The organism is Nodosilinea sp. E11, from assembly GCF_032813545.1.
Taxonomy (GTDB): Bacteria; Cyanobacteriota; Cyanobacteriia; order Phormidesmidales; family Phormidesmidaceae; genus Nodosilinea.
Window position 1 is genome coordinate 42,007 of record NZ_CP136514.1, and the last position, 23,593, is coordinate 65,599.

Genomic DNA, 23,593 nt, shown 5'->3' on the forward strand with positions numbered 1-23,593 from the left:
AATGAGTTCAAAGAAAGTTGTCATTGTTACCGCAGCAAGTCGCGGCATTGGGGCAGGTTGTGCACGGGAGTTAGCCGCTCAAGGTTATGCCGTCTCCTTGTTTGCGCGATCGCCCAGTATTCTGGATTTAGCACAGGAATTAGGCGGGGTTGCTCTTCAGGGTTCCCTATCCAACGCCCAGGATTTGGAGACATTAGTACAAACAACGCTCAACCAGTTTGGGCAAATTGATGCAGTCGTAAACAGCTTTGGCGATCCCCCCCGACCTGACTTGTTAGGGATTTCTGATGATCTGTGGTTGGAAAACTTTGAGATGTTGTTTTTGAGTGTGGTGCGATTGGCACGGTTGGTAACAGAACCGATGCGTCAGCAAGGAGGTGGGGCGATCGTCAATATTTCTGCCTGTGACTCTCAAGAACCTTCTCTCGGAACGCCGTTTAGCGGCACACTGCGAGCGGCAATGGAAGGATTTACCAAGCTATATGCTCAACGCTATCGGGGCGACCATATCCGCATGAATTGTGTTGCGCCTTACTTCGTGGCAGATAGCCTGGAGGAATTAGCAGGATGGGATGTTCCCAGTGATTTGATGTGGGGTCGTCCAGCAACCTATGAAGAACTGGCAAAGACCGTCGCGTTTCTCATTTCAGCGGATGCCAAATTCATTTCAGGAACGACGTTGAAAGTTGATGAGGCGCGATCAGCTGCAATTTAGTGATTAGGGAAGTGAGACAATTTCACCAGGACAGTTATACAAATGCAAAAGAACAATTTGCTAACGGAAGTACGCGAGTTTTTTAAGTTGGCGGTTCCCCTTGCCAGTGCTCAGGTTGCCCAGTCTGCGACAGGCTTTGCTGATACGGTCATGATGGGGAGAATGGGAGTCGATGTGTTAGCAGCTGGAGGGCTGGCAGCCATTACGTTTCTCTGCATCATGATGACTGCTAGCGGCGTTGCAATGGGGGTTAGTCCACTGATTGCTGAAGCATTTGGGGCAGGGCAAAAGACCCGCGTTGAGCAAATTGCGCGTCAGGGATTGTGGTTGTCTGTATTGGTGGCGATTCCAACAATGCTATTCACTGGACACTTAGATATCCTTTTGAGCCGTACAGGACAAACCGAAACTACTGTTCAGCTTGCCAATATTTATTTGGATATTACGCTGTGGGGTCTGTTTCCAGCCGTGGGTTTTGCGGCACTGCGGGCAACGGTTTCAGCTTTGTCTCAAGCCCGCCCAGTTATGATCATTGTCGTATTAGGAACTGCATTTAATATCACCTGGAATTACATTCTCGGCTTTGGCAAGCTTGGCTTTCCCAAAATGGGTCTTGCAGGATTGGCTGTAGCCAGTGTGGTTACGTTATGGGGTATGTTCCTGGCCTTGGCACTGTATATTTTGACAAACAAGAATTTAAAGCACTACCGCATTTTTCAAGAACTGCATCGAATTAGACCTCACATCCTCAAAAAGTTAGCCTGGGTGGGCGTGCCAATCGGCTTATTCTCTGGACTTGAAACCGGATTCTTCATGGTGATTACTTTCTGGATGGGATTGTTGGGAACTGAGGTGTTAGCTGCCCATCAGATTGTGTTTCAAACCATTCTTGTTGTGTTCATGGTTCCCTTAGGGATCTCCTACGCCACAACAGTACGAGTCGGACAATGGTTAGGACGGCGCGATCACACAGGTATTCAACAAGCAGCATTAGTTAGCATGAGTGTTAGTACCGTCTTCATGGTTGGTGTGTCAACTATTTTTCTCTGCTTCCCTGAATTCATTATTGGTCTTTACATTGATACCACCAATCCCGTCAATGCAAACATTGTTGCGATCGCACTTCCGCTATTGATCGTTGCAGCAATCGCCCAAGTTCTCGATGGCTTTCAAAAAGCAGTTTATGGTTCTCTACAAGGACTACAGGATACTCAAATTCCAATGTTGTTAAATGTGTTGGGATACTGGGGAATTGGTTTGTTAGTAGGTTATATATTGGGCTTTCAGTTGCAGATGGGAGGTGTCGGCTTGTGGATTGGGCAGTCAGTATCGATCGCTTTTGTTGCAGGGCTGTTTATCTGGCGATTCTGGCGTTTGGTTAGACATCAGAAGCTTACCCAACTGATATAGACAAGCTCTAGGCTTCAAGATTTTTTCTAGCTACGCTCTGTACTGTTATTGGCTGGAAACAAACTCTCAATCCTCAATTCTTGCAAAGTAATGTCGTAAGGTGTGCCGAGGGTAAGGGCCGCACCCGTTTTATATTTATACTGTTAATCACTAACAGCTTAGCTAGACATTTTTTTGATTCTCGATGTACTGCTCTACAACTGAAACCGGGATATCACCGACAGTTGAAACAAAGTAGCTGTTTGTCCATAAAGTCGGCAAGCGACTTTTAAGCCAAGGAAATTCTTGCCTCAGAAATCTTGATGAACGTCCTTTCATGTTCCGCACCAGCTTAGCAATACCGTATTGCGGGTCAATTTCGACTAGGAGACAAACGTGATCAGGCATAATCTCTAGCTGTAGAAGTTCACCTGTTGCTTCACTGACCACTTCATATAAAAGCTCTTTGAGCCGAACATCAACCCCATTAACTAACACTTTACGACGATATTTCGGACACCAAACAACATAATACTTACAGGAGTAGACAACGTTTATATTAGACTTGAGTGCTTGAGCCATTGCCTTTTTTCCAAGTGATACCCGCTCGGTTCTGGAGCGGGTATCGGAATTATTCTTTACACCTCAGCAGGCTGTTTTTGTGTCTCTAGCCATTCGTCATAAGCGGATTGATCACCACCAAACGAATCAATAGAGACTTGGCGCTCTGGCATTGGTTTCAACGGTGCGTTGATGGGGCTGTATTTGCAGTAGCAAAGCACAACTAGATCAAAATCACCCATCGGAACATCAGGAGCATACGTTTCAACCCGTGAAACCTCCCAATCCCCTTGTCGATAATGAGTGCTGTACCCATGTTCATCGGGGTTATGCAGCGCGTCTACCCTAATAAACTCGGTCGGTCGATAGCCTGGTTCTGGAATTGGCTTGTCTGAAGAATCGAAGTGTTCAGCTAAAATTCGAGTTAAACTCTGAGTGTGTTGTAGCTTCCGCTCCTTCCAACCTAGTTCACGCTTTTCAGCCCGAAAGATAATATATTTACGCATTATCGTCTTCCTCTTTGGCAGTGTCGTAGTAGGACTTTGGAAACTCGGTCTTACCGTCAAAAACGCAATCAACCTCTAAAATCGGGTCCGGGGTTATTTCAACCCGTACAAGCTCCCAGCCGTATTTGCGCTCCATCTCTTCACAGCAGCCTTCGTCCACTGCGGCGTGGCGAGACACTTCCTCAGCTTCGTCATATCTGGGTTTTGGCATACTTATATTGCTCCTAGTTCGGTCTAGTCGGACTTTGGAGAAGTCGTCTCGGCTGAGTGTGTCCGCACTCACCGAGGCGCATTTCATATCTTAATTATACAGGTACCTGTCTGTATACTGTTTTAGTCGGACTGACCTTTATATTTAAGGCTTGAAATGCCTTCATTTCAAAGGTTTCAGCATGGTGCTCTTGTCTAGCAGCACTGTGAGCCGAAAGACCCTAATTGAGGCAGTGAAGCTGATAGCTCGCTCTCTGGCGGCGTTGAGCAACATCATGGGACTAGATCCAACCCACAGGCCTAAGCGGGTATATCGGGATGAGGCGATCGCACTCCTTACCCTGATAAGCTTTGTCGAGGGCACCGCTGCATAAGACAATCTGCGCCCTCGACGCCTACCGCACGATCGCTATCCTCCTCCAAGTCGCGGGCTGGCTTGCTGTCCTCGCCTGCCTCTATTCCCTCCAAGCAAGCCGGGCCACTCGTCGCGTCTACGAAGCCGAATGGGCCACTGAAGCCTACGCACTGGTCCGCCGCATCGACCATGCCCTAGCCCCTGCCGATGGCCCCACGGCCCCGCTGCTGCCACCACCGTCACCACCACCACTGCTGCCGCTGCCCCCGCCATCCACTCCGACCAGGTGCAGGCCATCCTCAACAGCACCGGCACCGCGACCAACAAACTCCGTGCTCTCGCTACCCTCGCCAACCTCCAATGGCGGCACTCCAGAGGTCACAAACAACACATGCATAACAGCGACATCCGCTCTGCTCTCGCTACCGTCTTCGCCGCTGACATCCTCACTCAACTCTCCTAAACACCTTTCCCCTGGGCGTGGAGAACCCCCAGGGCTAACGCGATCGCATTGGCATGCGCTGGATAACACTCCGGACAGTTTCTGATGGTCAACGGCAAAATGATGTTGGGCAGATTCTTCAGGAGGCAAACAATTCCCGTTAGGAGTCAAGATACTCCGTTTAGGAATCCTTTGGGGGCGGGCAAATCGGTAAGCTGTGAGCTGGGTTCTTTGCGAGGTAGGCTCGCTATGGGGGCAATGACACCCGGATATCGAACGATTTTGGAGTCCTATCTGAAACCGCAGCGGGGGCAGTTTGGGGGGTTGGCGCTAACTTTGCTGGGGGGCATTGGCTTGCAGCTAGTGAATCCTCAGATTTTGCGCTACTTCATTGATGCAGCGATCGCAGGCGGGCAGCAGCGCTCGCTGCTGCTGGCGGCGGGGGCTTTTGTGGCGATCGCACTGGTGCAGCAGGGGCTGGCGATCGCCACCACCTACGTCAGCGAAACCATTGCCTGGCGCGCGACCAACACCCTACGCCTTGACCTGGCCCGCCACGCCCTGGGTCTAGACCTGGCCTTTCACAAAGCCCACACCCCCGGCGAACTGGTGGAGCGAGTCGATGGCGATGTCGATGCCCTGTCGCGGTTTTTCTCGCAGTTTGTGCTGCAGGTGGTGGGCAACGGGTTACTGGTCGTGGGCGTGCTGACGATTCTATGGTTTGAAGACTGGCGGGCCGGGCTGAGCCTGAGCCTGTTTGCCCTGGTGGCCTTTGGCGTGCTGGGCAGTCTGCAAACCCTGGCCGTTGGCCCCTGGGGCACCTACCGCCAGATCAGCGCCGAGTTCTACGGCTTTGTGGCCGAGCACCTCAGCGGCCTCGAAGACATCCGCGCCAACGGGGCCGTTGGCTACGTGATGGATCGGTTTTACACCATTCTGCGGCGGTGGCTGGCGGCCTTTCACCAGGCCCGCTTTACCAGCACATTGCTGTGGGGCAGCACCGTAGGGCTGTTTACGCTGGGCAATGCGATCGCCCTGGCCGTCGGGGCCTACCTCTGGAGCCAAGCCGCCATCACCATCGGCACCGTCTACCTGCTCTTCTACTACGCCGCTCTGCTGCAAGACCCGATCGAGCGTATCCGCGAAGAGCTGGAGCAGCTTCAGCAGGCCCAGGCCAGTATCCAGCGTATTCAGGATCTATTCGGGCATCGGCCCCAAGTTAACCCTGGCGGTCAGGCCGTTCTACCTAACGGGGCGCTGTCGGTGGAGTTTCAGGAGGTTTGGTTTGGGTATAGGGATGGGGCAGGTGAAGAGGTGAAGAGGTGGGGAGGTGAAGAAGTCAGTAAGATGCTCAAGCCTACCCCTCCACTCCTTCACTCCTTTACTCCTTTACTCCAAAACCTCACACTCCACATCCCCGCCGGGCAAACCCTCGGCCTACTGGGTCGCACGGGTAGCGGCAAGAGCACCCTGGCACGGTTGCTGCTGCGACTGTACGATATTCAGCGGGGGCAGATTCGCTTGGGTGGGGTCGATATCAGCCAAGTGTCGAGGGTAGAATTGCCGCACCATGTGGGGTTTGTAACTCAGGATGTGCAGTTGTTTCAGACCAGCGTGCGGAACAATCTGACGTTTTTTAATGGGCACATTCGCGATCGCACTATTCTACAAACCCTGGAGGAGCTGGGCCTGATGCCCTGGCTAGAGGCGCTACCTGCGGGGCTGAACACAGAACTGGGGGCCGACAGCGGCGGGCTGTCGGCGGGGCAGGCGCAGCTGCTGGCGTTCGCGCGGGTGTTTCTGAGGAATCCGGGGCTGGTGGTGCTGGATGAAGCCTCATCGCGGCTGGATCCGCAGACGGAGCAGCTGATTGAGCGGGCGGTGGATCGGCTGTTGGAAAACCGCACGGGGATTATCATTGCCCACCGGCTGAAGACCGTGGAGCGGGCCGACCAGATTTTGATTTTGGAGCAGGGGCGGGCGGTGGAGTACGGCGATCGCATCACGCTGGCGCAAAAGCCCACCTCTCGCTTTGCCCAGTTGCTTAGAGCGGGCTCTGCCGTTGAGCTGGCGTAGCGCAAGAGCTTGACGCACCGACCCAACCAGTTGAGAATGCTTATCATTAACCGCAGTTAACTCTCTGGCCGTGATGCTTTGGGAGTGTAAATCGCAGACCTTGAACTTACTATGGCGATCGCTCTTTCTCAGTCTGACTATCGGGCAATGCTTCAGGAGGGCGGCAATAATCAGCAGTTTGCACCCGGTGAGTTGGATGTAACTTGGCCCTATCCAACGCAGTTGGGCCGTGGGTCGGTTCGAGAGGCAAAACTGCGTGAGGGCTTACAACTAACGATCGCCAGCTACCAACTGCACCAGGATGTCATTGTTGAAATACCTGAGCGGGAGCACCCGCTAGAGTACGAATTCACCGTCATCCGCGACCATTCGCAGCCGTCAACGGGGGCTACAGATCATTACTTCTTCTCGGGTAGCGGCCTAGCAGACTCCGGCATTAACGAAGAACTGGCGGGGTGGCACGTTCTAGACGTGAGCTTTCATCTAGAGCCCAATTTGTTTTCCACCTGGATGGGCGATCGCCTAGAGCAGGCGGCACCCCCCGTTAAAGCCCTGGTCAACGACCTCAGCCAGGCTCGCTATACCTACGCTGCCTCGCCCACCGTGGCCATGCAGGCGGCCCTACAGCAGATTTTGAACTGCCCCTATACGGGCCTGACCCAGCAACTTTACCTAGAGAGCAAAATTTGGGAACTGATGGCTCTGCACCTGGATCAGATGTTGCAGCACCAGCCCGATCAGCCCCGGAAGCAAACCCTCAAACCCGACGATATTGAGCGCCTTCACTACGCCAGAGAAATCCTAAAGCAGCACCTCACCGATCCCCCCTCGCTGAACGGACTAGCTCGTCAGGTTGGCTTAAACGAATTTACTTTGAAGCAGGGATTCCGCCAACTCTTTGGCACTACGGTCTTTGGCTGCCTCCACCACTACCGTATGGAGTGCGCCAAGGCGCTATTGGCCGATAGCCGCTTCAATGTCACCGAAGTCGCCCGCGATGTGGGGTTTGCTAATCGGGGGCATTTTGCCGCAGCCTTTCGCAAAAAATTTGGCGTTAACCCCAAAACCTACTCCCTTATGACTAGAAGCACGCGGGCTAAAAATTCCGAGTTTGGATCAAAAAATTCCTTTTGCTGATCAAAGCGATCGCCCACGGCCTTCTGCCATCCAGTAAGCTTCTTGCAAGTGAGTTGCAATTGAGTCTGTGGGCTAAACGCCTACCAGCTCTAATATTTTGGTGTGTGGAGTGATGAATCAACTACAGCGATTGGCTTGGGTGGAGGGGGCTTTACTGGTGCTGATGGCTAGCCCAACTCAGGCAGAGCCAGCGCCAAAGATTGAAAGTCAGGGGGCAAGCCTTGTGACCGAAATGCCCCGTGGAGAAGCTACGGCGCAGGAGAGTGAAACAGCGGCAGCCCCAGCTCTCCTTAGCCAAATTGAGCAACCTGCCGACACGGTAGATGAATGGTCAGCTGAAATAGCCCAGGCAATAGCCCAAATTACAGCTGTGCGGCTTAATCCTACCGCTGACGGCGTGGAAATGGTTTTAGAAACATCGGCAGAGCTAGCGGCTTCGTCGTCGGTGGTGGGCAATGCGCTGATTGTGGATATCGCCAATGCAACGCTGACGCTGCCAGAGGGCGGTGAGTTTCAGGCTACTAACCCGGCTGAGGGCATTGCGCTGGTGAGCGTTGCACCGCTAGGAGATGGCGTGCGGGTGGCGATCACGGGCTCAGAGGCTCCGCCGACTGCGGCGATTAATGCAGCGGCGCAGCGCTTAGTGATGTCTGTCGCTAGAGGCACAGCCGCGGCAGCCCCTGACGAAGAAGCCATTCAGGTGGTGGTGACGGCCACCCGCAGCGAGGAAGAGGCGACGACAATTCCCCGATCGGTGACCGTCATTACCCAGCAGGAGATTCAGCAGCAGACCTCCGTCAGTCGAGATTTGAGCGATATTTTAGGGGCGCTGGTACCGGGTCTCGCGCCATCCTCAGAGCGGACGTTTACGGCGGCCTCGCTGCGGGGCCGAAACGCCGTTATTTTGATCGATGGGGTGCCGCAAAATGTCAACGTGCGCGACTTTGACCGCGAGCTGCGCACCCTCGACCCCAGCATTATTGAGCGCATTGAGGTGGTGCGCGGCCCCAGCGCTATCTACGGGGGTGGGGCAACCGGCGGCATCATCAACATCATTACGCGGCAGCCCGATGAGGCCGACTTTAGTGCCACCTCAGAGGTGAGCGTCAATTCTGCCCTGGGGAGCTTGCAGGGCGAGAGTTTTGGCTACTTTGTTCAGCAGACGGTCTCTGCCAGGGATGGCAATGCCGATATTTTGGCCTCGCTGTCGCGGGCTGATACGGGAGCCTCGTTTGATGGGCAGGGCGATCGCATTCCCACCATTCAAGGCACTGATGAGAGTGAGAATGTGTCTCTCTTTACCCGGTTAGGCTACAACCCCGACGAAAACCAGCGGCTTCAGTTTTCGCTCAACTACTACCGCGAAAGCCGCAACAGCGATGTGATTGCCGACCCCAGCGTTGACGACGAACCCGGCGAGCAAAAGGCGCGAGCCCTGCGGGTGGGGCAGCTGAGCTTTCCCGAAGGGGGTGGCCCCCAGGCCGATCGCAACGTGATTCTAAATCTCAGCTATCGCCACGACGACATTTTGAATGGCAGCCTCGATAGCCAGCTTTACTTCCGTGACAACTCATCCCGCAGCGACCCCCGCGATCGCCGTCCCCGACCCTTTGGCATTTTTCAAGGAGAGCTAGAGTCCCAAAACTGGGGCGGACGGCTCGCCCTCGATACGCCCCTGGCGGACAGCCTCAACCTGGTTTGGGGGGCTGACTACAACCACGAGACCACCGCCAATACCTATAACCTCTTTGACCCGGTCAGCTTCGACGACAGCAATGGTCGAGTCAACCGGCTGATCGAACAGCGACCCCTGGTGCCGCCCTATACCCTCAGCAGTCTGGGGCTGTTTTCTCAGCTCCAGTGGCAGACCACCGACTGGTTGGAGCTATCGGGGGGCGTACGCCACGAGCGCATTGGCTTCTCGGTGAGCGACTACACCACTTTTTTTGGCGAACCGATCGCAGGGGGCGATCGCAACTTTAGCGACACCGCCTTTAATGCTGGCGCCGTAGCCGATATCACCCCCGAAATCAGCCTATTTGCCAACGTTGCCCAGGGTTTTTCGGTGCCCGATTTTGGCGCGGTGTTAGGCTTTGCCGACCCCGACTTTGCGGTGAATTCAGATGTGCAAGCCAACCGGCCCCAGAAAGTCAGCGAGTATGAGGTCGGCATTCGCGGCGACTGGAACACGGTTCAGGCTTCAATTTCAGGGTTTTACAACACTTCCGAGTTAGGCTCTACCTTTGTGTTTGATGACGCCACTGGCCTCTACGACCTGGTGCGGGCACCCGAGCGCGTCTACGGCCTAGAGGCCACCCTGGATGTTCAGCCCAGCCCCACCTGGAGCCTGGGCACCACCCTCAGCTTGGTCGGTGGCGAAGCCGATTTAGACGACACCGGAGAGTACATCGCCATCAGCAGCACCCGCATTCAGCCCCTCAAGCTCACCGCTTACATCGAAAATGAAACCCTGCCGGGCTGGCGCAATCGCCTCCAACTGCTGTACGTGGGCAGCCGCAGCGCCGCCTTTGACGCCGAGGTTGACCCCAGCCCGATAAACAGCTACGCCGTGGTGGATTTGATCAGCAGCGTCGATGTCGGCCCCGGCACCTTAGACATTGGCATTGCTAACCTGTTCGATGCGTTCTATTTCCCGGCCTATGCCCAGCGTAGCAGCGGGTTTTCTGAAACTTTCAATAGCGCTGCGTCTGGGCGACGGGTGACCGTGGGGTATCGGGTGACGTTTTAGGAGTAGATGGGTAGGCGGGTAGGGGGTAGGCAGGTAAGGGGTGGGAGGGTAGATGGGTGGACGGGTGGGAGGGTAGATGGGTGGGAGGGTGGATGAGTAGGGACCGTTGACTCTTCATCTCTAAACCCCCAATCATCAATTACCTACCCATCCACCCCTTACCCATCCACCCATCTACTCTCCCACCCTCCCACTCATCCACAACGATCTATGACTCTAAAAAACTGGCTACTTCACGGACTGCTCATGGTGCTGGTAGCGGTGGGTGCGATCGCCTGTCAGACTTCCCCCATCGCCAATCCGGCTCCCGTCGACTGCCGTATGGTGCAGCATCCCTTGGGGGAAACCTGTGTGCCCATGCAGCCGAGTCGGGTGGTGGCCCTAGATCACACGGCGGCGGTTAATTTGCTGTCGTTGGGGGTGATGCCTGCGGGGGTGGCCAGCAATCTGTTGCCCCAGCTAGCCGAGCGGCTGCCAGATGTACCGCGTTTGGGGCAGAGCGCTCAGATCAATCTGGAAGCGTTGGCGGTGCTCCAGCCTGATTTGATTATCGGGGCCGCCTCAGATCTAGAGGATACCTACGACAAGCTATCGGCGATCGCCCCCACCGTGGCCTTTGAGATGCAAACTACTGCCGACTGGCAGCAACCCTTTCGCTTCCACGGCCAGGTGCTGGGGCTGGAGGCCGAGGCCGAGGCGGTGCTAGAGCAGTATCGGCAGCGTGTAGAGACCTTGAGCAACCAACGGGGAAACCCGCCTATGCAGGTTTCTCTGGTGCGGGTGATGGCCCAGTCGGGTCAGATTGGGCTATATCTAAAGAACTGCTTTGGCGGCTCTATTTTGGCCGATATCGGCTTTGAGCGCCCCCCTGCTCAAGATGAAGGCACCCCAGATCAGCCGCCGTTTACCAAACTGATTAGCCGCGAGGCCATGACCCAGGCCGATGGCGATGTGATCTTGCTCTCCACCTTTGGTGCGACCCCAGAGATTGCCGCCGAGGCCGAGGCCGAACTAGAGCGATTGAAAACCGATCCCCTTTGGCAGTCACTCAAGGCCGTGCAGCAAAACCAGGTGTATTTGATAGGTCACTACTGGGGGGCGGGCAACAGCCCCTTAGCTGCGGAGTGGGTGCTCGACGACGTGGAGCAGTATTTGCTGCAATCTTCCGACCAGGAGGCATAAAACTCTTAGCTGGAAGGCTTTATTATTCGGACTCTGTTGTAGGGCAGCACTATTGGTCGCCTGATAATGGGCAACATGACCGCCCAGTGTGGGCCAGAGCGTTGGCCGATCGCGTTTACCCCCAGGCTGAAGGGAGAAATAGCTAAATCAATATCCAACCAAGGGCCAAGACCGGCCTAGAAACTAGCTCAGATTCTGATACATTTGAGAACTACTCTCATTAGAACCTGCGGCAAGATATTCCTTGCGTGCTTCTGCGCCATGGCTATTACCCTCTCCAGCACCGACTACGACGAACTCTGGCAAGCCGCCAATCCCCACCGGGGAGAGAGCGATCGCGAAGATTTAGCCGAAGTGCGAGAGATCGTGCCGCCGCGTCTGGGGCAGGGCTATGTGCAGCAGATTCAACTGCGGGGTATTGGTCTGAGCCTGTTCGACTACCACCTGCATGAGGATGTATGCCTGATCTCGGCAACGGACAGCCCAGACAGCTACGAGGTGGGCTTTAACCTCTCCGGCAACCGCAGCGGCAAGCGCACGGGGGAGAACTTTTTGGAGTGGGGCACGCGCCCCGTTGAGCCACCCCGGCGGCAACTGGACTATGCCAATGACCCCGTACTCAAAGTCGATTTGCACATTGATCCTGACCACGAGATTGGGCAACTGCTGGCCCATGGCATTGCAAATCTGTCCCCACCTAGCCAACCAGTGGATGCGGGTAGTGCCCCCTGGGTGAATGATATCAATGTGATTACTCCGGCCATGCGGCTCGTGCTAGAGCAACTCTGGCGCTGCCCGTTTCAGGGCCAGACCCGGCGCATTTTTTTGGAGGCCAAATGTCTGGAGCTAATTGCCCTGAAGCTAGAGCAGTTGAGCACCGCATCGTCCCAAACCAAAGAGTTAAGGCCCCTCAGTGCCGACGATCGCGATCGCATCTACGCCGCCCAGAAAATTCTCATCGACCAGCTAGACAATCCACCCACCCTGCTTGAGCTGGCCCGACGGGTTAACCTCAATGACTACAAGCTCAAGGTGGGCTTTAAGCAGGTGTTTGGTACCACGGTGTTTGGCTACCTGCACCAGCACCGCATGGAAACGGCCCGCCACCTGCTCCACAGCCGCCGCTTCAACGTGAAAGAAGTGGCCCAATCCGTAGGCTACGCCAACCAGAGCCGCTTCGCCGCCGCCTTTCGCAAGCAGTTTGGCGTCAACCCGAAGGCCTATAGCCGGAGTTGAAAAATCCGCCTGAGGCCCAAAACGATCCGCCTTAGGGCGATCGCGCTCCCCCTTTACCGATATGTTCTTGAGAATAGTTCCTAGCAAATGATGGGCATGCCATTCCTTTGCTGCATTCGGTATGAGGAGAGACAGACAATGGGTTCACGACAGGTTCAGCGACCGGATCGTCGGATGCTGGTGAGATTGATGGCGGGTGGTGCGATCGCGCTGCCGTTTTGGGCCAATAGTGCGATCGCGGCGAGTCTGCTCCCCAGCGAGCCGCCGCCAGCGGCAGGCTTGGAGATGGCCCAGCAAGGGGCGACCCCGATTCAAATTACGGCGGTACGCCTTGAGTCTACGGAGGCTGGGGTTGAGGTGGTGTTAGAGACGGCGGCGGGGGAGTTGTCGACGCCCACCACTACTACTGCCGGGAATGCGCTGCTGGTCGAAATTCCCAATGCGGTGCTGCAATTGCCCGGTGGAGAGGCCTTTGAGCAGTTTGGCCCGGCGGCAGGCATTGCCCTGGTCAGCGTCACTGCCCTGCCCGACAATCGGGTACAGGTGGCGATTACGGGCACCGATGGGCCGCCTACGGTGGCGACCCGCGCCACGGCGGCGGGGCTGACTTTGACCCTACAGCTCGGTACAGCTGGCTCGACGGCAGCAACCGACCAGGGACTACAGATCGTCGTCAGCGCGACGCGAACAGAAGAAGACCTTCAGGACTTACCGCGATCGGTGACGGTGCTCACCCGTGACGACATCGAGCAGCAGTCGGCCCTGACCTCTGACTTTCGCGATATTTTAGGCAACTTGGTGCCAGGGTTTGGGCCGCCGCCGAGTGTGGCTACGCCCCGGTCAATTGTGCAAAACCTGCGGGGGCGCAGCACTACCATTCTGTTTAATGGCATTCCCCTGACCTCAAACTATGGGCTCGATCGCGAGCTGCGCGCCCTCGACCCCAGCACCGTAGAGCGAGTGGAGGTGGTGCGCGGCCCCACGGCGGTATACGGCAGCCAGGCCACCGGGGGGGTGATCAATATCATCACCCGCGCCCCGGCCAACACCCCGATGCAGGTGACGATCGCTCCCGAGATCGACGGCAGTTTTCGCAACCTGGGCGACAGCTTTGGCCATGGCTTGCAGCTGGGGGTGTCGGGCGACGACGGCGAGGTGGACTATGTGTTTTCGCTGCGGCGGCAGCAGACCGGAGCCGCTTTCGATGCCGAGGGCGATCGCATTCCCGAGACCAGCGGCGGCGGCGTGATCGACGCCACATCCTACGCCTTTTTAGGCTCCATGGGCTACCGCTTCGCCACCGATCAACATCTACGGTTGACCCTCAGCTTCTACGATGGCCGCCAAGACACAGCGTTTTTGTCCGATCCGGCGGTGAATCAGGAACCGGGCGTGCAAAAGGCCCGTCCGCTGGCGGTCAACCTGGGGCGAGAGGGCACCGATCTGGCGGGCGATCGCAGCTTGACCGCCGGGCTAAGCTACAGCCACGACAACCTCTGGGGCAGCCGTCTCCAGGCCAACCTCTACTACCGCGACTACACCTCCATCGTCGGCTTTAGCGACTTTCGAGGCGGTTTCTTTGACGTGATTGGCCGTCAGCGGGCCACGGGCGACAAGTGGGGTGCCCAGGTGCAGGTCGAAACGCCCCTCTGGGATGCCGGTGCCGCCAGCCTGCTGTGGGGGGTGGATTATGTGGATGAGAGCAACGTTGCCCCCTTTGAAATTTTTGACCCGGTGGCCTTTGATACCCGCAATACGTTGCAAAAGGTGGGCGATCGCACCTTTGTGCCCCCCTACGGCCTAGAGCAATTGGGCCTGTTTGCCCAGGTGCAGTGGGATGTCAGCGATCGCCTTCGGCTGAGCGGGGGCCTGCGCCACGAGCGCATTGGCCTGCGGGTCAACGACTACGCCACGTTCTTTGGCGATGCCATTACCGGCGGCAATCAGAATTTTGATGCCACGGTGTTCAACCTGGGCACCAGCTACGATATCACCCCCGAACTCACCGCCTTTGCCAGCTTTGCCCAGGGCTTTTCGGTCCCCACCTTTGGCGGAGTGCTGCGCAGCCCACCCGCTGGGTTTGTCAATGTGGGCGATAGCCTGCGTCTGACCGAACCGGTGACGGTAAACAACTACGAAATTGGCCTGCGAGGCAACTGGCCTGGTGTGCAGACCTCCCTAGCCGCTTTCTACAACACCTCTGCCCTGGGCGAAGACTATGCCTTTGTCGGCGGCGTTTCCCAACTGGTGCGTGCTCCGGAGCGCATTTATGGGGTAGAGGCCACGGTAGATTGGCAACTAGCGAATACCTGGAGCCTAGGGGGCACCCTGGGCTGGACGGAGGGGGAAAACGACGAAAATGATACGGGCGATTATCTACCGATCTCAACCTTTCGCATTCAACCCCTGAAGCTCACCGCCTACCTGGAGAACGAAACTCTGCCCGGCTGGCGCAATCGCATTCAGGCGCTGTACTCGGGCAGCCGCGATCGCGCCTTTAGCCAGGGGGTCGACGATGTCGGCATCACAGACTATTTTGTGGTGGATTTGGTTAGCCAGGTGGCGGTAGGGCCAGGCACCCTGCAAGTAGGTGTGCAAAACCTGTTTAACACTCAGTACTTTCCGGCGCAGTCTCAGTTTCTCAGAGGCTTTAACGAAACCTTTAACGCCGCAGGATCGGGCCGCACCTTCCGCGTTGGCTACCGGGTGCAGTTCTAAGCCGTTCGCAGAAACCCGGTTTCTATGGCGCGGTTGACCACCCATCTCAGTGCATGCGCCGCAGAAACCGGGTTTCTCACTTGCCCTAGCGATTTCAGCCCAACGATAACTATGCCGACCCCCACATCTACCCAACCCCCGCACCGCAGACGATTCTATAATCGCTGCTCGCCGTTGGCCCTAGCCATGGGGCTGTGGCTCACTGCCTGCCAGTCGCCCCCCACAGAGCAGGTAACCACCCCAGCCCCGGCTATTGCCCTAGCCGATGTCTCGGGGACAACGGTAACCCTGCCCCAGCCCGCCGAGCGCATTGTCTGCCTGCACCTGAGCTGCCTAGACATTCTGGCTGAGCTAGATCTTGTGCCCCTGGCGGTGGGGCATCCACGGCTGGCTGACTGGGCCAAAAGCCCGATTTACTTTGGTGAGGCGGCCTCGCAGATTGCTATTGTCGGTGGCCCAGAGCCCAACCTCGAAGCGCTGCTGGGTCTGCGCCCCGATCTGATCATCGGCTACCGGGGGCAGGTCGATGGCCTGCGGGCCACCCTGGCCCCGATTGCGCCACTGTTTTTGTTGGAAGTGAGCAGTACTAAGCAGGCGATCGCCAATCTGCACCAGGTCGGTCAACTCACCGATCGCGCCGCCGCCGCTGAAGCCGCCGCCCAAACCTTTCGCGATCGCCTGGCGATTCACCAAACCCAGGCTCAACGCGATCGCACCGTGCTGGTCACCAACGGCACCCAGGGCACCTTCTATGTCGCCACCCGCGAATCGTTAGTGGGCTCTACTCTGGCAGACCTGGTGGATTATCCCTGGGCCTTAGGCGATCGCACCCCCAGCGCCATCAACTGGGCCGTGTTTTCCACCGAGCACATTCTCCAGGTTGATCCAGACGTGATTTTTGTGCTGGTGCCAGACCCCGCACCCGACCAGGTGGCAGGCCTAGCCCAAGATGCCGTTTGGGGCAACCTAACAGCAGTGAAAGCTGGGCAACTCTACGCGCTGAGCGACGCCGAGGTGGGCGGGCTGACCAGCGGCACTCGCTCCCTTAGCCATCTCTTGGATGCGATCATGGCCCACCTGACACCCGATACCTAGCACCCACTCTCTTAGTATTGAGAACCATTGCCAATTGAGGGTAAGATTATTCAATCCTCTCTGACATCTAATGCCTTAGATGTAGGTTGCCAGGGGGATGCCTTAAGGGGAGCCATAGGGCTTTTGGGCATCCCTCTTTTTTGCTATACCGCTGTTCTACCCGTTGTCATGCCCATTACCCTTTCTCAAACCGACTACGCAAACTGGCTCGACGAGGCTACCGCCACAGAGGGCGACGAGAGGGCTGATCCTACCGTTTTGGGGCAAAGGCAACAGCGCTATGTGGCACTCCGCGAGGGGATCGATCTCTGTATTGAAGACCGCTGGCTCAAGAGTGATTTAGAGATCAAGCACTGCGATCGCGAACACCCCCTAGAGTTCACCTTTGAGCAGGTGCAGACCGGCGGTAAACGCAGCCAGCACTACGACTTTTTTGGCAGTGGGTTGGCCCCAGCCGAACTCTGGCGGGTTCCTGGTAATCGACGGATTGTCAGCATAAACGTTCATATCGAGCCGCACATCTTCCAACAGTGGAGTGGGGAAACGTGCGACGATCTCCCAGACCTGTTGCGCCCTGCCGATCAGCGCTACTTTGAGCGTTCTGGAACTCCGACGGCGGCGATGCAGATGGCGGTGCAAGCGATTTTGCACTGCCCGTTTCAAGGGTTGACCCAGCGGCTCTACCTGGAGAGCAAGGTGTGGGAGCTGATGGCGCTGCTGATTGAAGACCTCAAAACAACACCTAACAGCTTCAGCCCACCGACCCTCAAACCCGACGATGTGGAGCGCATCCACTACGCCAGCAAGCTGTTGTGCCGCCAGATCACCCAGCCCCCGTCGCTGATGGAGTTAGCCCGCGCTGTCGGCATCAACGACCACAAGCTCAAAGTGGGCTTTCGCCAAGTGTTTGGCACCACTGTATTTGGCTACCTGCATGAGCACCGCATGGAGCGATCGCGCCAGCTACTCGAAGCGGGCGATCTCAGCGTCACCGCCGCTGCCGAGGCCGTAGGCTTTGCCAGCCGGGGCCACTTCGCCGCCGCCTTTCGCCGCAAGTATGGGGTGAATCCGGGGGTGTATGCGCGGGAGAGAAGGGCGTAAAAACTCCGGGGTGCGATCGCAAAAACTCCGCCTAGGGATCATTTCTCGTTTTAGCGGCTCTCACTGCCCTGTATCTTGTTGAGAAGCATTCTTGATTGCCTTGAGGCCATGGGCGGCTAGGGCATTGTTCTCAACGATTTGACAGGTGGTGTGATGGGCGTTCGATTGCAGCGGTTGGTGTGGTTGGCTGGCTGGCTGGCGTTAGTGCCGATGGCGGCGCAGGCGGAAACGGCGTTGTCTTTACAGGATATTGCCCAGCCCAGTGGCCAGGCGGCGGATCTGGATCTGGCCCAGGGGTTGACGCAGATTACCGGCGTGCGGGTAGAGGCCGAGGGTGAGGGGCTACGGCTGGTGCTCGATGCCGAAAGGGGGCTGGGAGAACTCACGACTGCGGTGGTGGGCAGTGCGCTGGTGGCTGAGATTCCCAATGCGGTGCTGGCCTTGCCCGGGGGGGAGAGTTTTGAGCAGTTTGGCCCCACTGAGGGCATTGCCTTGGTGAGCGTGACTAATGAACCTGGGAATCGGGTGCGGGTAGAGATCACCGGTAGCGACGGGCCGCCTGCGGTGAATGTGAGCACTGGGGCCGCTGGGCTGGTGCTGGGGATTGCGCCCGGTGTGGGCTTGGCCGGTGGAGAGGATGAGGTCATCCGCATTGGGGTGACGGGGGAGGGCGATGAGGGCTATGCGCCCCGCAATGCTACGTCGGCTACCCGTACTGATACACCTCTGCGCGACATTCCCCAATCGATTCAGGTGATTCCGCGTCAGGTGATTGAAGATCAGCAAGTGATTCGTTTAGATGAAGCCGTCCGCAATGTGAGTGGTGTGAGCCAGGGAGATGGGTTTGCAGGAACGCTTGATCGCTTTACGATTCGTGGATTTTCCCAGCTTTCATCACTTCGCAATGGCTTTTTAGAAGAAAACATTGGGTTTCGAGATCCAGCTAACCTTGAACGGATTGAAGTGCTTAAAGGGCCTGCCTCAGTGTTGTATGGCAGCCTAGAGCCTGGAGGGATTATTAGTGTAATTACTGAACAACCCTTGGCTGAGCCACGTTATTCCGGAGAACTACTTGTAGGCAATGGCACCTTCATTCGTTCAGCCATTGACCTGACAGGTCCGCTAAGCTCCGATGACAGCCTAGGCTACCGACTGAATGTTGCCTATGAAACGTCAGAGGGATTTCGAGGATTTGATCAAGGCGTTGAGCGAATTTTTGTTGCGCCTGTATTCGCATGGCAGATTAGTGATGCGAGTCGTTTAGTGGTTGATCTTGAGTATTTACACGATGAGCGCCCCTTCGACAGTGGCCCCGTCGCCAATGGCGATCGGGTGGCTGATTTACCAAGAAATCGGGTTCTAGGTGAACTGAACGATGTGAGAGAAGTCGAGGAATTTAGAGTTGGGTACTTATTTGAACATCAGTTCAACGAGAACCTCAGGCTTCGCAATGGATTTCGCTATAACTCTGGTGACAGCTTTGATTTGGCATTTCGCCCAGTCACATTGGATGAAGAAACAGGCATTCTGTCGCGGAATGTGAGATCAAATGATGATTACCTGGAAAACTATGCGACTCAAACGAATCTAATTGGCGAGTTTTCGACTGGATCAATCGATCATACACTGTTGTTAGGATTCGATTTCAATCGTCGGACTAATATCGGGACACAGAGTCGATTGCCACTCGGAAATACACCTAGTATCAATATTTTTGATCCAGAATATGGCTTGATTGCCACACCCAATGTACCTGAGCTAACTAATGTGGTGCGAGACGGTTCTGATCGAACGGATATCTTTGGCTTTTATGTGCAAGACCAAATTGAAATTCTAGACAATTTGAATCTCCTAGTCGGTGGTCGCTTTGATATCGTGGAGCAACAAAGTTTTACTCACGATACGGGTGAATCATCTGGTCGATCTGACGCAGCTTTTAGTCCCAGAATCGGAATTTTGTATCAACCCATTGAGCCAATTTCACTCTATGCCAGCTATAGTCGCTCTTTTGCGCCCAACTTTGGGACTGCTGCAAACGGTTCTTTCCTAGAACCAGAGCGAGGAACTCAATACGAAATTGGCATGAGGGGAGAAATTACCAACAACCTCGCTGTGACGCTGGCAGCGTATGAAGTGACCAAAACCAATATTGCTACCACTGACCCCAACAATGATGCCTTTAGTATTTCGGCTGGAGAACAGCGGAGCCGAGGTATAGAGCTAGATGTTTTAGGACAAGTTCTTCCAGGATGGAACATTATCGCGGCTTACACCTATACTGATGCCCAAGTCACGGAAAGTAATGATTTTGAATCGGGAAACTTTGTGCAAAATGTTCCTAGAAACAGTGCTAGCCTCTGGACAACCTATGAAATTCAAAGCGGCACATTGGAGGGGTTAGGATTTGGCCTAGGGCTATTCTACGTTGGTGAAAGACAAGGGGATCTCGACAATAGCTTTAGACTAGATAGCTACTTACGGACAGATGCTGCTTTATATTACCGACGCGATCGCTGGAGAGCCGTCCTCAATATCAAAAACCTGTTTGATCGGAGTTACATTGAAGGTTCGGAATTTGGTCGAACCGAAATAACCGTTGGTACGCCGTTTACCATCATTGGCAGCATTGCGGTGGAATTTTAAGGACTTGCAGAGTAGGGACTCGCAGGCTAATCACATGCCAACCAATTCTCTGTAATCCTTTCACATTCATTACTTGATTGACCTTTTGTTTGAACGCTCCTTCGTGATCAAATAATGCTCCAACAATTTGCATGGCCCCTTCCTTCACTGTCTCGGTTTCTCCAGATTTTGCTCTTGGCAATCGTCACTTTTTGCTTGACGGTTGCCTGTGGCAGATCAGAGTTCCACAGTTCGACATCATCAGATTGTCGACTGATCCAACACGCCCTTGGTGAAACCTGTGTTCCACTGCATCCACAGCGAATTATTCCAACTGGATCGGGTATATTTGATAATCTTTTAGCCTTGGGAATTGAACCAATTGCTACTGTTTCTACCTTTGTTGACTCACCTCACTTGCAAGCAAAGATAAAAGAATATCCCAATATTGGCCTAGACGGTGAACCCAGTATAGAAAAGATTCTGGCGATGAAGCCCGATCTAATTATTGGTGATATCTATAACGAAAGCATCTATCATCAACTTTCTCAAATTGCACCAACGGTATTGTTACCCTTTACCCATAGCGGAGACTGGAAAACCTTTTTTGGGTTAACGGGCGATGCAGTCGGAAAACCCGAGGCAGCCCAACAAGTGATAGATGATTATTACAAACGCTTGGACACCTTTAAGCAACAAATGGGCGATCGCCTCAGCCAAACAGAAGTGTCCATTGTTTATGTTTATCCTGATACTATTACTGTGTACACCACAGCCGGTTTCAACGGAACCATTCTTCAGGATGCTGGGTTGGCTCGTCCACCCGCTCAGAATCTTGATGCAACTGCCACCCAGCAAAGAGATAGCTCAAGTCCAATTCAGTACCGGATTTCAAAAGAAGTGCTGCATGAGGCCGATGGTGATGTCATCTTTGTGATTTCAACCCATGGCACTCCAGGCGTTACCGAAAGGCTTGATCGCTTAACAGCAGATCCGCTTTGGGCAAAGTTAAAGGCTGTGCAGCAAGGCAGAGTCTATGAAGTGCCGGATTATTGGATCGGCAGCGGCCCGATCGCCGCCAATGCCGTGATTGATGATCTGTTCAAATACTTGCTAGAGCCCTCTTAGCCATGCCCGACCAGCTGATTGTGTGCAAAAGCTGCGGCTTTACCGCCGCTGAAGAAAAGCGCGACGGGGAGACTGGCGGTGCCCATCTGCTGAAACACCTGGAAGCGCTGTACGAGCAGTGGCCCCGCAAAGATGAGATGGCGATCGCATCTACCGGGTGTCTGTGCATTTGTGAACAGCCCCGCGCGATCGCCTACGTGGGCACCGGCAAAACCACCTATCTCTTCACCGACTTTGACCCCACCACCTGCGCCACCGACCTGCTCACCGCTGCCGCACTCTACCTCGACAGCGACGATGGCATGGTGCCCTACTTCAAGCTGCCCGATGAGCTGCAATCTCGCAGAATGGCGCGCATTCCGCCTGCGCCTTGAGGGAGTTGTCTGGGCGCATGAGGTCTGCGATCGCACTCAATCATCGTTCCGTTGATCTGATTTGCCCGTTTGTCGTTCAAGCGGTGTCAGTACACGAAGGGTTAAAAAAGTAACTGCGCTCAAAAGAACTGCTATCTCGTATCGGGAATAGGCGATCGCGGCACCGATCGCACCTGTGGTCCACACACTTGCAGCTGTTGCTGTGCCCCGTACGTTGGCCCCTTCTTTGAGAATTGCACCTCCGCCAATAAAACCGATACCACTCATGAGCCCTTGAATAATGCGGGATTGGGCATCTGCACTTGCGCCAATAACTGAAATAGCAACTAGAACATAGCCACAGCTAGCAACTGCAACGAGAGGGAAAGTACGGAGTCCCATAATCCGGGTTGACTGCTCTCGCTCCCAAGCTATGGGCAAGGTGATTAGAAAAACGAGGCCCAGCTTTAATAGGTCACCACCGAGTTGTCCCCAATTAAATTGAAATACCTCCATTGCAGTTTTCCCTCACCCAGTTGTAAAGCACTGTAATAGACTACAACACGGATAGGATAGGATCACAAAACGGCTAGGTATACGAAATGTAATAGTCTGCTATAGAAGATGCCGTTAGTTAGTAGGTTGGGTTGAGCTAGCGAAACCCAACACTTAATCTGAGCTTCCATCATTATAGCGGTTCTCATTCGGATGAGGTACAGTAGCAGTCATTTGTGAACCAGTTACGAATGTCTTCCAAGGTAACTTGAGCGTAGGCAAACTCAATCGCTTCGTTTAAGGCTTGATAAGTCCGTGCAGCAATTGAACTCAAGCTATTCTTGACCTTCGACCAGAACGGTTCAATAGGTGAAAAGTCTGGTGAATAGGGTGGCAAAAACATCAGTCGTGCACCCACCGCTTCAAGCGCAGCATTGACCTCTTCCGTGGCTTTATGCGCACGACTATTATCAACGACAAGCACTGCCCCAGGCCACAGATTGGGCGCAACTCGACGGATGATGTAGGCTTCAAAGGTCAAACCATCCATCGCACCGAGAATTGTCAACGGAGCAATCGGACCGCGCAAACTCAGCGCATTGACCAGCGACACGTTCTGCCCTCGTGTGGCCGGACGGTCCCCGATTGCACGTTGGCCTTTTGGAGCACGGGCGTACAATCGAACCATGGCTAAGTTAACCCCCGCCTCATCCATAAACACCAAGTCTTCCGGGGCTACCTCTCGAATGGACTGCCAATAGTCAACCCGGGCTTGTCGCACCCGTGGACTCTCCGCCTCGGTGGCGTGCAGCGCTTTTTTTTACGGGTGAGCTCAAGCTTTTGCACCATCCGACCCATGGTCGAGCGACTAATCGTTATCGACGTTTCGGCAGCGAGTTGGTCGCAGAGTTCTTCCAAGGTCGCATCATTATCCGCCTCAACTAAGGCTCTCACCAGCTGGAGTTGTTCCCCGTTGAGTTTAGGTTGAGGGCCACCCCCATGGGGCTTAGGTAGGATATCGCCCGTTTCCCGAAGACGCTTCAAAAGCGTTTCGACAAAACTCGTCGCCACCCCAAACCGCTTAGCCACCTTACGAACCGAGACCCCCTCCATAAAGTGAGCATCAATTATCTTTTCTCGAAAATCAAGTGAGTAGGCTTTCATCACGCCCTCCTGCCAGAAATGCGATAGTGTAGCGCCGTTCTGCATTTCCTCTACTTTGATCGTACCTCGCCCGTCTAGGAGCCGCTATATTTTGAGCGGGGAGTTTACCCAAATAATTGAGGCACTGATGGAACAATCACTTTTCAAAACACAGTGGGTGGGAATAGAATTATTCTGGAACTATTAGGTTGACGAAGGAAGCTCAACCTACAGGATCTCTGTGATCGCACTAGAGTTTGAGCGTGGCGATCGCGCATAAATGGGTAAAGGAATTGGTGCGCTTAGGGTAGATATTTTGGTAAAAAAACTATTATTAATTGATCGCTCTGTTTAACTTTCACACAAGTGTAGAACGGTGA

20 protein-coding genes are annotated in these 23,593 nt (G+C 54.9%); 14 read left to right on the plus strand and 6 right to left on the minus strand.

The window, feature by feature from the left end; translation table 11 throughout:
• Position 1: 1 nt before the first annotated feature.
• Together RRF56_RS00175 and RRF56_RS00180 are read left to right on the plus strand one after the other, a co-directional pair.
• Positions 2-715, plus strand: a complete 714-nt coding sequence (locus tag RRF56_RS00175; RefSeq protein WP_317033399.1) for an SDR family oxidoreductase — start codon at positions 2-4, stop codon at positions 713-715.
• A gap of 42 nt (positions 716-757) precedes the next feature.
• A complete protein-coding gene (locus RRF56_RS00180; protein ID WP_317033400.1) occupies positions 758-2,125 on the plus strand; it encodes an MATE family efflux transporter in 1,368 nt (455 codons plus the stop codon).
• A gap of 162 nt (positions 2,126-2,287) precedes the next feature.
• Here the strand turns inward: RRF56_RS00180 and tnpA are convergent, their stop codons facing one another.
• The 3 genes from tnpA to RRF56_RS00195 are packed head-to-tail and all read right to left on the minus strand — an operon-like array spanning position 2,288 to position 3,382.
• On the minus strand, positions 2,288-2,686 hold the full coding sequence (tnpA, locus tag RRF56_RS00185; RefSeq protein ID WP_317033401.1) for an IS200/IS605 family transposase: 399 nt from the start codon (positions 2,684-2,686) through the stop codon (positions 2,288-2,290).
• A gap of 56 nt (positions 2,687-2,742) precedes the next feature.
• Positions 2,743-3,171, minus strand: coding sequence for a hypothetical protein (locus RRF56_RS00190; RefSeq protein ID WP_317033402.1), 429 nt, complete (start codon positions 3,169-3,171; stop codon positions 2,743-2,745).
• Positions 3,164-3,382, minus strand: a complete 219-nt coding sequence (locus RRF56_RS00195) for a hypothetical protein (RefSeq protein WP_317033403.1) — start codon at positions 3,380-3,382, stop codon at positions 3,164-3,166. Before RRF56_RS00195 ends, RRF56_RS00190 begins: the two co-directional genes overlap by 8 nt.
• Before the next feature lie 181 nt (positions 3,383-3,563).
• Here RRF56_RS00195 and RRF56_RS00200 point away from each other — a divergent pair, with 181 nt between their 5' ends.
• Positions 3,564-3,755, plus strand: a complete 192-nt coding sequence (locus RRF56_RS00200) for a hypothetical protein (protein ID WP_317033404.1) — start codon at positions 3,564-3,566, stop codon at positions 3,753-3,755.
• 144 nt (positions 3,756-3,899) lie between these two features.
• Here RRF56_RS00200 and RRF56_RS00205 read toward each other — a convergent pair whose 3' ends face one another.
• A complete protein-coding gene (locus tag RRF56_RS00205) occupies positions 3,900-4,190 on the minus strand; it encodes a hypothetical protein (protein ID WP_317033405.1) in 291 nt (96 codons plus the stop codon).
• Positions 4,191-4,427: 237 nt separating this feature from the next.
• Here RRF56_RS00205 and RRF56_RS00210 point away from each other — a divergent pair, with 237 nt between their 5' ends.
• The 11 genes from RRF56_RS00210 to RRF56_RS00260 all read left to right on the plus strand — a co-directional run bounded on the left by RRF56_RS00210 (position 4,428) and on the right by RRF56_RS00260 (position 21,596).
• Positions 4,428-6,254, plus strand: a complete 1,827-nt coding sequence (locus tag RRF56_RS00210; protein WP_317033406.1) for an ABC transporter ATP-binding protein — start codon at positions 4,428-4,430, stop codon at positions 6,252-6,254.
• Between the two features lie 111 nt (positions 6,255-6,365).
• Positions 6,366-7,391 (plus strand): AraC family transcriptional regulator, encoded by a 1,026-nt coding sequence (locus RRF56_RS00215; protein WP_317033407.1) that lies wholly within the window; start codon positions 6,366-6,368, stop codon positions 7,389-7,391.
• A 112-nt stretch (positions 7,392-7,503) separates the two neighbouring features.
• On the plus strand, positions 7,504-10,140 hold the full coding sequence (locus RRF56_RS00220; RefSeq protein ID WP_317033408.1) for a TonB-dependent receptor domain-containing protein: 2,637 nt from the start codon (positions 7,504-7,506) through the stop codon (positions 10,138-10,140).
• A 210-nt stretch (positions 10,141-10,350) separates the two neighbouring features.
• Entirely contained in the window at positions 10,351-11,322 is a 972-nt protein-coding gene (locus RRF56_RS00225; protein WP_317033409.1) for an iron-siderophore ABC transporter substrate-binding protein, read from the plus strand.
• Positions 11,323-11,583: 261 nt separating this feature from the next.
• Complete coding sequence (locus RRF56_RS00230; protein WP_317033410.1) at positions 11,584-12,558, plus strand: AraC family transcriptional regulator; 975 nt, start codon at positions 11,584-11,586, stop codon at positions 12,556-12,558.
• Between the two features lie 138 nt (positions 12,559-12,696).
• Positions 12,697-15,276, plus strand: a complete 2,580-nt coding sequence (locus tag RRF56_RS00235) for a TonB-dependent receptor domain-containing protein (RefSeq protein ID WP_317033411.1) — start codon at positions 12,697-12,699, stop codon at positions 15,274-15,276.
• A 111-nt stretch (positions 15,277-15,387) separates the two neighbouring features.
• Positions 15,388-16,371 (plus strand): ABC transporter substrate-binding protein, encoded by a 984-nt coding sequence (locus RRF56_RS00240; protein WP_317033412.1) that lies wholly within the window; start codon positions 15,388-15,390, stop codon positions 16,369-16,371.
• 168 nt (positions 16,372-16,539) lie between these two features.
• Positions 16,540-17,472: an AraC family transcriptional regulator gene (locus RRF56_RS00245; protein WP_317033413.1), complete on the plus strand. Its 933-nt coding sequence runs from the start codon at positions 16,540-16,542 to the stop codon at positions 17,470-17,472.
• A gap of 153 nt (positions 17,473-17,625) precedes the next feature.
• Positions 17,626-20,115 carry a TonB-dependent siderophore receptor gene (locus RRF56_RS00250; protein WP_317033414.1) on the plus strand — a complete coding sequence of 830 codons (2,490 nt, stop codon included), beginning with the start codon at positions 17,626-17,628 and terminating at the stop codon, positions 20,113-20,115.
• A gap of 174 nt (positions 20,116-20,289) precedes the next feature.
• A complete protein-coding gene (locus RRF56_RS00255; protein ID WP_317033415.1) occupies positions 20,290-21,222 on the plus strand; it encodes an iron-siderophore ABC transporter substrate-binding protein in 933 nt (310 codons plus the stop codon).
• A 2-nt stretch (positions 21,223-21,224) separates the two neighbouring features.
• A complete protein-coding gene (locus RRF56_RS00260) occupies positions 21,225-21,596 on the plus strand; it encodes a DUF1636 domain-containing protein (RefSeq protein WP_317033416.1) in 372 nt (123 codons plus the stop codon).
• A gap of 36 nt (positions 21,597-21,632) precedes the next feature.
• On the opposite strand, the gene RRF56_RS00265 is transcribed toward RRF56_RS00260, so the two are convergent.
• Both RRF56_RS00265 and RRF56_RS00270 read right to left on the minus strand, forming a co-directional pair.
• Positions 21,633-22,091: an MgtC/SapB family protein gene (locus RRF56_RS00265; RefSeq protein WP_317033417.1), complete on the minus strand. Its 459-nt coding sequence runs from the start codon at positions 22,089-22,091 to the stop codon at positions 21,633-21,635.
• A gap of 184 nt (positions 22,092-22,275) precedes the next feature.
• Positions 22,276-23,234, minus strand: a protein-coding gene (locus RRF56_RS00270) for an IS630 family transposase (RefSeq protein ID WP_317033418.1) whose coding sequence is annotated in 2 segments (ribosomal slippage) — positions 22,276-22,883 and positions 22,883-23,234 — 960 coding nt in all. Because the reading frame shifts where the segments join, the coding sequence is not laid out codon by codon here.
• Between the last annotated feature and the right edge of the window lie 359 nt (positions 23,235-23,593).

What these genes read in the sequence shown, in the direction of transcription:
- RRF56_RS00175 (WP_317033399.1), top strand. Translation starts at nt 2, where the DNA reads ATGAGTTCAAAGAAAGTTGTCATTGTTACCGCAGCAAGTCGCGGCATT.
- RRF56_RS00180 (WP_317033400.1), top strand. Translation starts at nt 758, where the DNA reads ATGCAAAAGAACAATTTGCTAACGGAAGTACGCGAGTTTTTTAAGTTG.
- tnpA (WP_317033401.1), bottom strand. Translation starts at nt 2,686, where the DNA reads ATGGCTCAAGCACTCAAGTCTAATATAAACGTTGTCTACTCCTGTAAG.
- RRF56_RS00190 (WP_317033402.1), bottom strand. Translation starts at nt 3,171, where the DNA reads ATGCGTAAATATATTATCTTTCGGGCTGAAAAGCGTGAACTAGGTTGG.
- RRF56_RS00195 (WP_317033403.1), bottom strand. Translation starts at nt 3,382, where the DNA reads ATGCCAAAACCCAGATATGACGAAGCTGAGGAAGTGTCTCGCCACGCC.
- RRF56_RS00200 (WP_317033404.1), top strand. Translation starts at nt 3,564, where the DNA reads ATGGTGCTCTTGTCTAGCAGCACTGTGAGCCGAAAGACCCTAATTGAG.
- RRF56_RS00210 (WP_317033406.1), top strand. Translation starts at nt 4,428, where the DNA reads ATGGGGGCAATGACACCCGGATATCGAACGATTTTGGAGTCCTATCTG.
- RRF56_RS00215 (WP_317033407.1), top strand. Translation starts at nt 6,366, where the DNA reads ATGGCGATCGCTCTTTCTCAGTCTGACTATCGGGCAATGCTTCAGGAG.
- RRF56_RS00220 (WP_317033408.1), top strand. Translation starts at nt 7,504, where the DNA reads ATGAATCAACTACAGCGATTGGCTTGGGTGGAGGGGGCTTTACTGGTG.
- RRF56_RS00225 (WP_317033409.1), top strand. Translation starts at nt 10,351, where the DNA reads ATGACTCTAAAAAACTGGCTACTTCACGGACTGCTCATGGTGCTGGTA.
- RRF56_RS00230 (WP_317033410.1), top strand. Translation starts at nt 11,584, where the DNA reads ATGGCTATTACCCTCTCCAGCACCGACTACGACGAACTCTGGCAAGCC.
- RRF56_RS00235 (WP_317033411.1), top strand. Translation starts at nt 12,697, where the DNA reads ATGGGTTCACGACAGGTTCAGCGACCGGATCGTCGGATGCTGGTGAGA.
- RRF56_RS00240 (WP_317033412.1), top strand. Translation starts at nt 15,388, where the DNA reads ATGCCGACCCCCACATCTACCCAACCCCCGCACCGCAGACGATTCTAT.
- RRF56_RS00245 (WP_317033413.1), top strand. Translation starts at nt 16,540, where the DNA reads ATGCCCATTACCCTTTCTCAAACCGACTACGCAAACTGGCTCGACGAG.
- RRF56_RS00250 (WP_317033414.1), top strand. Translation starts at nt 17,626, where the DNA reads ATGGGCGTTCGATTGCAGCGGTTGGTGTGGTTGGCTGGCTGGCTGGCG.
- RRF56_RS00260 (WP_317033416.1), top strand. Translation starts at nt 21,225, where the DNA reads ATGCCCGACCAGCTGATTGTGTGCAAAAGCTGCGGCTTTACCGCCGCT.
- RRF56_RS00265 (WP_317033417.1), bottom strand. Translation starts at nt 22,091, where the DNA reads ATGGAGGTATTTCAATTTAATTGGGGACAACTCGGTGGTGACCTATTA.